This window comes from Mycobacterium sp. (genome assembly GCF_032159565.1).
Classification (GTDB): Bacteria; Actinomycetota; Actinomycetes; order Mycobacteriales; family Mycobacteriaceae; genus Mycobacterium.
This window is the reverse complement of record NZ_JAVHWR010000165.1, coordinates 1-7,625: the sequence shown is the minus strand read 5'-3', so window position 1 is coordinate 7,625 and position 7,625 is coordinate 1. Positions and strand designations below refer to the sequence as shown.

Annotated in this window: 8 protein-coding genes and 2 pseudogenes; 3 read left to right on the top strand and 7 right to left on the bottom strand. The window is 65.8% G+C overall.

The genetic code is table 11. From position 1 onward, the window contains the following. Positions 1–126 (bottom strand): annotated as a pseudogene (locus tag QOC76_RS22220) (amino acid transporter); the annotation flags it as partial. A 71-nt stretch (positions 127–197) separates the two neighbouring features. Here QOC76_RS22220 and QOC76_RS22215 point away from each other — a divergent pair. The 3 genes from QOC76_RS22215 to QOC76_RS22205 all read left to right on the top strand — a co-directional run bounded on the left by QOC76_RS22215 (position 198) and on the right by QOC76_RS22205 (position 3,511). Then, on the top strand, positions 198–1,076 hold the full coding sequence (locus QOC76_RS22215; protein WP_526360436.1) for an ArgP/LysG family DNA-binding transcriptional regulator: 879 nt from the start codon (positions 198–200) through the stop codon (positions 1,074–1,076). A 103-nt stretch (positions 1,077–1,179) separates the two neighbouring features. Further along, complete coding sequence (locus tag QOC76_RS22210; protein ID WP_526360434.1) at positions 1,180–2,523, top strand: hypothetical protein; 1,344 nt, start codon at positions 1,180–1,182, stop codon at positions 2,521–2,523. A gap of 106 nt (positions 2,524–2,629) precedes the next feature. Further along, positions 2,630–3,511, top strand: a complete 882-nt coding sequence (locus QOC76_RS22205; protein WP_526360432.1) for a mycofactocin-coupled SDR family oxidoreductase — start codon at positions 2,630–2,632, stop codon at positions 3,509–3,511. Positions 3,512–3,517: 6 nt separating this feature from the next. Here the strand turns inward: QOC76_RS22205 and QOC76_RS22200 are convergent, their stop codons facing one another. The 6 genes and pseudogenes from QOC76_RS22200 to QOC76_RS22175 all read right to left on the bottom strand — a co-directional run. Beyond that, positions 3,518–3,682 carry a hypothetical protein gene (locus QOC76_RS22200; protein WP_526360430.1) on the bottom strand — a complete coding sequence of 55 codons (165 nt, stop codon included), beginning with the start codon at positions 3,680–3,682 and terminating at the stop codon, positions 3,518–3,520. 39 nt (positions 3,683–3,721) lie between these two features. Further along, positions 3,722–3,964 carry an acyl carrier protein gene (locus QOC76_RS22195; protein WP_526360428.1) on the bottom strand — a complete coding sequence of 81 codons (243 nt, stop codon included), beginning with the start codon at positions 3,962–3,964 and terminating at the stop codon, positions 3,722–3,724. 89 nt (positions 3,965–4,053) lie between these two features. Beyond that, positions 4,054–4,311 (bottom strand): DUF7218 family protein, encoded by a 258-nt coding sequence (locus QOC76_RS22190; protein WP_526360426.1) that lies wholly within the window; start codon positions 4,309–4,311, stop codon positions 4,054–4,056. A gap of 36 nt (positions 4,312–4,347) precedes the next feature. Next, positions 4,348–5,496: an NAD(P)/FAD-dependent oxidoreductase gene (locus tag QOC76_RS22185; RefSeq protein ID WP_526360424.1), complete on the bottom strand. Its 1,149-nt coding sequence runs from the start codon at positions 5,494–5,496 to the stop codon at positions 4,348–4,350. After that, positions 5,493–7,292 carry a thiamine pyrophosphate-requiring protein gene (locus QOC76_RS22180; RefSeq protein WP_526360422.1) on the bottom strand — a complete coding sequence of 600 codons (1,800 nt, stop codon included), beginning with the start codon at positions 7,290–7,292 and terminating at the stop codon, positions 5,493–5,495. The genes QOC76_RS22185 and QOC76_RS22180 overlap by 4 nt, the downstream gene beginning before the upstream one ends. 71 nt (positions 7,293–7,363) lie before the next feature. Further along, positions 7,364–7,625 (bottom strand): annotated as a pseudogene (locus tag QOC76_RS22175) (3-beta hydroxysteroid dehydrogenase); the annotation flags it as partial.

Genomic DNA, 7,625 nt, shown 5'->3' with positions numbered 1-7,625 from the left:
CAACGCCACCACGGGCAGCACATGCTCGCGTCGGATGCCCTGGCGCAGCACGAACGCGTTCTGCGCCCCGATCGCCGCGATCAGGGCGAACGAGGCCAGGAAGCCGACGACCAAAGGCGAGTTCATGGCGTCGACGGTATGCACACCGCAGTGATCAGTACAGCTAATGATTCTTCATGTGTATTAGCATCACTAATGTGCAGATCGATGGTCACCAATTGGCCGCCTTCGCCGCGGTCATAGAGCACGGCAGCTTCGACGCAGCGGCCAACCGGTTGCACATCACTCCGTCGGCGGTCAGCCAACGGATAAAGGCGCTCGAGCAGCGCGTCGGTCAGGTCCTGGTGCGCCGTGAGAAACCGTGTGTGGCGACGCCGGCCGGAGTTCCGCTGCTGCGACTCGCCGCGCAGACCGCGCTGTTGGAGTCGGAGGTATTGGCCGACATGGGCGGCGGATCCGCCGAGCGGACACGCCTCGCTATCGCGGTGAACGCCGACTCGATGGCGACGTGGTTCACCGATGTCTTCGGCCAACTGCCCGCTGTTCTGTTCGATATCCGGATCGAGGACCAGGACCACTCGGCCCGTTTGTTGCGCGAGGGCGCGGTGATGGGCGCTGTCACCACAGAGCGCACTCCTGTTCCCGGTTGCCGGGTCCAGCCGCTCGGCGTCATGCGCTACATCCCGGTGGCCGGCGTGGCCTATGTCGAGCGCTACATGCCGACCGGCTTCACCGCCAACGCTGTGGCTTCAGCGCCGTCGCTGGCGTGGAACCGCGACGATGCGCTGCAGGACATGCTGATTCGCAAGATCTTCCGTCGCGACATCACCAGGGCGGTGCACTATGTGCCAACCGCGGAGGGTTTCGCGTCGGCCGTTCGGGCCGGAATCGGATGGGGCATGTTCCCGACCGCGTCTGCCGCCCCCCACCTGGCGGACGGCTCGTTCGTCCAGATATCGGATGCGCACCTCGATGTACCGCTGTTCTGGCAGTGCTGGAAGGTGGACAGCCTCCTGATCGACACGGTCACGGGCGCGGTCCGTGCCGCGGCGACGAAGCCTTTGCTGGGCGGCTGAAAGTCGGATTTCTGAAGGAATCGACGCCTGGACCGCGCAATGGGGAGGATACTTACAGAAATCGGTGTGGCGGGCTCTCCCAGCGGGCGGCAGGAGAAACACCATGAGTACGCGAAGGCGCTTGGCGGCAGGGATCTGCGTCCTGTCCGTCGCCCTGCTGGCCGCAGGATTCGGGTCAGCGGTCGCGATCGCCGACCCCGAAACAGGCGGTTCGGTCAGCGAGACTCATAGTCCCGGTACCGAGGGCCAGCAGGCCGGCGGGACGGCGACCGAGCCGACCGGAAGCACACCCGGCACCGGTGGCGTTGACACGATTCCCAAGGTCGTCGGGACGGTGGTCGATACCGTGCCGCCCCCCTCTTCCGGCCACGAGGCAACCAACGAGGAATCCCACGACGTATCCCCCGGTCCGACCGGGCCCATGGTTTTGGGCGTGACGACCGACACCCAGTCGAGCGGAGCGGCGGCAGTCGTCGACAACAACAAGTCTTCCGATACCGTCCAGACGTCGGCGACCACCGAGGAAGCCAACACGCCGGAGGCCGTCATCTCGAGTTCGCCGGTGACGGAGGCCTCGCAGGAGCCGCAGGCATCGGCCGCCGATGCGGACCCGCCCGCGACCCCGCCGGCCAACGATCCACCGGTCGGGGAACCTGCGACGATTCAACCGGTCGCAAATGACGCTCCACTGGTCGGCGATGCGGCCCCGTCGGTCCCGGCCGAACCGCCGCCGCCGGTTGTCGGCGCCGCGCAGGCGAACAGCGTCATCACCGCACTGGCGTACTTCTTCATCACACTGGCAGACGACGGGATCCAACTCATCAAACTGCCGGGCGAGTTTCTCTCGTTGCTCGGCATTCCTCTGACGGGCGATGTGGCGACCGCTTCGCTGACCGCCGGTGGAATCGGAGGAAGCCTCTTCGCGGCTGGCCTTCACCCGGCCACGCCTATTGATTTGGCTTCGTCGTGGGCGGGGCGGGCAGGCTGGGCCGGGATGCTCATCGCCCCTGGCGATTCGAGTTCGCTGGCATCCGCCGGTGTTTTCACACATCTGACTCCTGGGGGCCTCGCGGCCAGTGGGGCCGCTGAAGAACACTCCGGGCTGAGCGCGGTGCTGGCGGACGGGATCGCACCCGAGCAGGTGCGGTCGCTTCTCCAACACATCGTCGACGCAGTCCTCGCCCCCTTGTCCTTGCTGGCGCTGGCGGCACTGGCTTCGCCGGGAGTCGCTGGACTCGTGCTTCTCGGAGTCGCAGGGATGGGGGTCGGATATCGCCAAGCCAGGGCCGCGTCGATGCTGCGAGCGGTGGGTATCGCCCGCTTCGTGAAGGCGGGACCGCTGGGGGTCGTCAGGTCGGGTGGCCTTGTCGCCGTACATCCGCGCGCCGCACGCGCCGAGCGGCGACAGCCACGCCGAACGGCGGATTTTCTCTCCTCTGTCGCCTGAGCGGGACGGCCCCGCAAAACCAAACATCCGTTCCGGAGGCATTGATTAAACAGGCTGCGTAAATTAGGTTCGCGTTGTTGGAGAACTTCATTCACGCGGAGGACAAATGGCTGGACGGCTCGAGGGCAAGGTCGCTTTCATCACCGGTGGAGCCCGAGGTCAGGGACGTGCGCACGCGCTTGCGATGGCCAAGGAGGGTGCTGACATCATCGTCGTCGACATCTGCCGGAACATCGACTCGAACCCGTACCCCCTGGCGACTCCGGACGACCTGTCCGATGTCGAGCGGTCCGTCAAGGAACTCGGCCGCCGCGTGTACGCCAGGATCGCCGACGTCCGCGAGCGCCACGAACTGCGCGACGCGTTGGAGGCGGGGGTCGCCGACCTGGGCAGGCTCGACATCGTCGTGGCCAACGCCGGCATCCTGCCGATGGCATTCGGCAAGGAGTTCGACCCGATGCATTTCATCGACGCCACCGACGTCGACCTGTTGGGTGTGATGAACACCGTCGCGGTCGCCCTGCCCCACCTGCCAAACGGCGCCTCGGTCATCATCACGGGTTCGACCGCGGGCATGATCAAGGGCACCAGCGACAACCCGATGATGGGACCGGGCGGCGCGGGTTACGGCTGGAGCAAGCGGGTTCTGATCGACTATGTCGACCATCTCTGTCTACAGGTGGCGCCGAAGATGATTCGGGTCAACGCCATGCACCCCACCAACGTCAACACTGCGCTGCTGCAGAACGACGGCATCTACAGCGTGTTCCGGCCCGACATGATGGCCGAGGGCAAGAAACCGACCCGAGAGGATGCCGAACCCGCCTTCACCTACTTCAACGCCATGCCGATTCCGTATGTCGAGCCCGAGGACATCGCCAACCTGGCCGTGTTCCTCGCCAGCGAGGAGAGCCGCTACATCACCGGGCAACACATTCGTGTCGACGCGGGTTCGATGCTCAAGTGGCCCAACGGCCCTGGCGCCTAGCCCTGGCTACTCGGCCGGGCGCTCGCCCTGCACGAGCTTAGCGGCGATATCGATGAGTTTGATGTTCGACTCCTGCGAGAGCGGCTTCACCGGCGGTGTGCAAATGCTCTTGGCGTCGGAGTCGAAGTCGAACTGCGCAACACGGCAAGCCGCCGGCCGAATTCTTCGCATTCCGGCCGATGCGAGACTGCAGGCTCTTCGTTTTCCGGATCAGCTGATCGCGGGTCCGGAGACCGCGGATCCTTGCATCCTGCCTAACAATTCGTGGCAGCGGCGTGCCCGTTCCGAGTCTTGAGCCATCACCGTCTCGAAGAACGATGCGACGTCGTCCAAGCCCGCGTTCTTCGCATCGCGCACATACTGGCCGTAGTCGTGACCGGCCTTCAGTGAGTGGTATTGAACGGAGATGAGATCGAACGTCACATCGTCGAATCCCGTTTCACCCGTAGCCATGTCGTCTCCTCTCATCGGGCGCGAATGGGTGCCGACTACCCGGCGGGAGACGAGATAAACGGTCAGGCGATGCGCTGTGAGGATTCCGGTCAGGAATTGCGGATCTTTGAGGTCAGCTTGTCCTTGCGCAGGCTCGAGTATCCCGACAAGCCGATTTCCTTGGCCCTCTTCTTCAGGTCGGCCACGGTCCAGTCGTCGTAGGAACCGGACTTGCCGCCCTTCTTGCCGACGGCCGACTTGCCTCTGGCCGCCGCGGCGTTGGCGATACGAGCGGACTTCTGCTTGGAATTGCCTTCCTTGCGCAAGTCCTCATACATCTTCTCGTTTTTGATCGATGAGTTGGGCATGGTGTCGCCTCCTTCCGATGGGAATGAAGTCCCGGTTCACCCGGGCACGCAAACGGGCTGGCCGTTCTTGATCAGGGTCTCGCCGCGTTCGTAGTCGTCGTCCGCGTTCAATGTCAGCACCCCGACGGTCGCGCCGTCCCGCTCGTACCACGCGGTGAAACCGTCCCCGTGGTCCACCAGCCGGCTACGGTCGTAGCCGTCACCCCAGGCGTGGTACTTGACGGTGGCGTCGCCGATCGTCGTCCAGAATCCCGGTACGCCGTCCCATTGTCCGTCCGCGCCTGCGGCCGCGGCGCCGGCGATCTCGCCCTGGTCGACCGCATCCTGCCAATGCTCGACAGAGATATGGCGTCCGGCGGTGGAATTGAACGCCGCCGCGACGTCGCCCACCGCGAACACGTCCGGCGCCGAGGTGCGCATGTCGGCACCCGCCACGATGCGTGAATCGGTCATCCTCAGGCCCGCTTCATCGGCCAGCCCGCCCTGTGGCCGCACACCCGTCGCGGCGAGTACGAGGTCGCAGTCGATGGTGACACCGTTATCCAGTCGCACCGCGCCATGCCGTATCTCCTCGACCGAGACGCCACCGACGTACCGTGCGCCGGTCGCCGTCACCAGCCCACGCAACCGCTCACCGGCGGCGCCGCCGAGCCGCTTGTCCTGGGGTGCCGCGTTCGGCGCCACCAAGGTGACCGAAACACCGCGGAGGGCAAGAGATGCCGCAGCCTCACAGCCGATGAAACCAGCACCGATGACCACAGCGGATTGCGAGCCGACGCTGGCGTCCCGTAGGCGCTGCGCGTCTGCCAGCGAGCGCAGCTGATAGGCGTGCTCACCGCCGGGCACCGGAAGGGGGGTCGGTGCCGATCCGCACGCCAGTATCAGGGCCGAATACGCAACGCGCTCTTCTTCGACGACAACGGTGCGCTCAGCAGTATCGATGCGGGTGACGCGTGCGCGCAACAACTCGATGCGGTTCTCGGCATACCACTGCGCGGGGTGCAGGGCGACGTCGTCCGTTTCGCCGCGCAGGAACTCCTTGCTCAGGGGCGGCCTGGCGTACGGCGGAGCGGGATCGGCCGTGAGGATTCGCACGGGCGAGTCGACCCGGTGCCGACGAAAAGCCTCAGCGGCGCTGACACCCGCGGGTCCGCTTCCGACGACAACGAGTCCGGCTTCGCTCATGACGTCGACCGTCCACCCGGAATAAGTTCCTGCAGTTTGGTTTTCGCGCCCTGGTACATCAGATGCCATCCGCCGGGGTCACCCTTGAGCACTGCCGACGTCATCTCCTTGATCTGCTCGTAGGTGGCATGTGGCGGAATGGGCGGCACCTCGGGATCGCAGGTCACATCCACAAGCACCGGCTCGTCGTAGGACAGTGCCTCGTCCCACGCACCGGCGACCGCGTCGTCGGTGTCGACGGAGATCGACCGCAGCCCCATGGAACGCGCCACATCGGCGTAGGACACTTCGGGAAGTGACTGCGACTCCTCGAATTTCGGTGCGCCGCCCATCGCGCGCAGCTCCCAGGTGACCTGGTTGAGATCGTTGTTGTGGAACACACAGATCACCATCCGCGCATCTGCCCACCGGTCGCGATAGCGGCGGATCGTCAGCAACTCGGCGAGGCCGTTCATCTGCATGGCCCCATCTCCCACGAGGGCGATCACCGGCCGGGACGGATGGGCGAACTTGGCGCCGATCGCGTACGGCACCGCACATCCCATGGTGGCCAGGGTGCCCGATACCGACGCCCGCATGCCGGACCTCAGCTTGACGCAGCGGGCGAACCAATTGGTCGACGAACCGGAGTCCGCGGTCACGATCGCGTCCTCAGGCAGCCGCTGGGACAGTTCCCATGCCACCCGCATCGGGTTGACCGGCTTGGCCGTCAGCAGACACTGCCGCTCGAGAACCTCCCACCAGTGCGCGACGTTGCGCTCCACCCCGGACCGCCACGACGGGTCGGCCTTCGGCCGAAGGTGCGGAATCAATGCGCCGAGTGCGGCCTTCGCGTCGGCGACGATGTTGACCTCGGTGGGATAACGCATGCCGATGGAGCTGCCGTCGATGTCGATCTGCACGGCGCGGGCCGCGCCGTAGTCGGGCAGGAACTGGCTGTAGGGAAAGTTGGAACCCACAATGAGCAGCGTGTCGCAGTCGCGCATCAGCTCATAGCTGGGCCTGGTACCCAGAAGGCCGATCGACCCGGTGACGTAGGGCAGATCATCGGGCAGAACGTCCTTGCCCAGCAATGCTTTCGCCACACCCGCCCCGGTGAGCTCCGCAACGGCCGCCACTTCGTCGGCAGCACCTCTCGCGCCCTGGCCGATCAGAATGGCGACCTTCTCGCCTGCGTTGAGGATGTCCGCGGCCGCGCGCACCTGCTTGTCGGTCGGGGTGATCCGACCGATGTTGTCGCCGGGGTCGCTGGACGGCACCTGCTTGAACACGTGGGCCGGTGGGCTGTACTTCTCGTCCTGGAGGTCGGACGGGATGATGACCGCCGTCGGCGAGCGTCGGGTGCGGGCGGTCCTGATGGCTCGGTCGATCGCGAGCGGCAACTGCTGCGGAACGTTGACCTCGACGAGGTAGTCGCTGGCGACGTCGCGGAACAGCGCCTGCAGGTCAACCTCCTGCTGATAGCTGCCGCCCATCGCGCTGCGTTCGGTCTGACCGACGATCGCCACCACGGGGACGTGGTCGAGCTTGGCGTCGTAGAGACCATTGAGCAGGTGGATCGCGCCCGGTCCCGACGTGGCCATGCACACGCCGACCTCGCCGGAGAACTTCGCGTAGCCGGTGGCGGCGAACGCGGCCATCTCCTCGTGCCGGGTCTGGATGAACCGCGGCTTGTTGTCGGCCCGTCCGAACGCGGCGACCAGGCCGTTGATGCCGTCGCCCGGATAGCCGAACACCTGCGCAACGCCCCACTGTCGCAGGCGGTCGAGGACGAAGTCGGCAACGCTTTGGCTCATGTTGTGCCCGTACCCCAGGGCAACGGCGAGTATGCGCCCGGCGGCCCGCTACTTGCGACCGACGTGCCGCATCACGCCTCTCTGAAGTAGTGGCCGGCGTCGAGGTCATCGAGAAGTCCGGCATGCTCGGGGCGCCAGCCCAGACGTTCACGCGTTCGGACGCTGGTCGCCGGGGCGTCGACTGAGAAGAGCGGGCCGATCCAACCGAAGTGCTCGTATGACTGTTCGGGGGCCAGCGATGTGACTGGCAGATCCAAGTGCTTCCCGATGGTGTCGGCGATCGCGCGGGCAGGCACACCGTCGTCGTCGGTCGCGTGCAGGATCGACCCGGCG